The 1,278-nt window shown below is 33.9% G+C and carries 1 pseudogene; it reads left to right on the top strand.

Annotation, left to right across the window (positions count from 1 at the left end):
* Positions 1-1,278 (top strand): annotated as a pseudogene (locus PEPTYR26121_RS08840) (ABC transporter ATP-binding protein); the annotation flags it as partial.

Below are 1,278 nucleotides of genomic sequence, written 5' to 3'. Positions count from 1 at the left end.
TTCCCTTGTTGGAAAAATCATGACACAAAAATCATCTCAAATGGCACAAACTCACGCGGGATATTTTATGGCTGCCCATAAGAGAATAGAAATAGGCGAGAAGATAAAAAGAGTTCCCATGGGTTTCTTTTCAAGCTTTTCACTTGGAAGATTAACTACAATTGCCACATCTTCACTTTCCCAAGCAGAAATGTGGGTGCCTATGCTTTTGGTTCTTGTACTTGGTGGAGTTTTAAATACTTTAGTCTTTGTCCTTGGAACTTTAATATTTAATGTAAAGGTAGGGCTTGTTGCAGTGGTGGGTGTAATAGTATTCTTTATAGTAACATCAATGATGGAGAAAAAATCATCAGCTAATGCAGACAAAATGACAGAAACACAAACAAGACTTACAAAAGAAGTATTAGCAACTTTACAAGGAATGCAGGTTATAAAATCCTATAATCTTGGTGGAGAAAATAACAGAGCTTTGAGAAAGTCTATAAAAGACACATCAAGAATACTCTTAGACCTGGAGAAATCTGTAGCACCATACACAGTTATTCAAAGAATTGTAATGGGAATAACAACAGTATTTATGGTCTATGTATCATTAAAATTAAATTTATCTGGTGAACTTCCACTTGCTGAAACAATTCTTATGATTATGGCATCATTTATTATCTTTGAAGGCTTAATCGGGGCAGGATCAAACATGGCAATCCTAAGAGCTTGCGAAAATGCCATAGATTCTGTAGGTTTTATAGACTCTATGCCTGATATGAGAGAAGGAAGTATTACAGAGCCTATAAAAAATCACAACATAGTCTTTAAAAATGTCATTTTCTTATGATGATAGACCAATTTTAAAAAATGTTTCAGCAGAGATAAAAGAAAATACCATGACTGCTATTGTAGGACCATCTGGATCTGGTAAGACAACATTTTGTAATCTCATAGCAAGATTTTGGGATGTAAATTCTGGCGAAATTTTAATAGGTGGAAAAAATATAAAAGACTATAAGATAGAAAACTTAATGAACTCTATTTCCATGGTATTTCAAGATGTCTATCTCTTTGAAGATACAATTGAAAACAATATAAAATTTGGGAAACAAAATGCAAGCCATGAAGAAGTTATAGAAGCTGCAAAAAAAGCAAGATGTCATGAATTTATAGAAGCTTTACCAGAAGGATATAACACTATCATTGGGGAAGGTGGAGCAAGTCTATCTGGGGGAGAAAAACAAAGAATATCTATAGCAAGAGCCATGCTAAAAGACGCAGGCATCATAATCT

This window comes from Aedoeadaptatus nemausensis (assembly GCF_903819165.1).
Classification (GTDB): Bacteria; Bacillota; Clostridia; order Tissierellales; family Peptoniphilaceae; genus Aedoeadaptatus; species Aedoeadaptatus nemausensis.
This window is presented reverse-complemented; position numbering and strand designations above follow the sequence as displayed.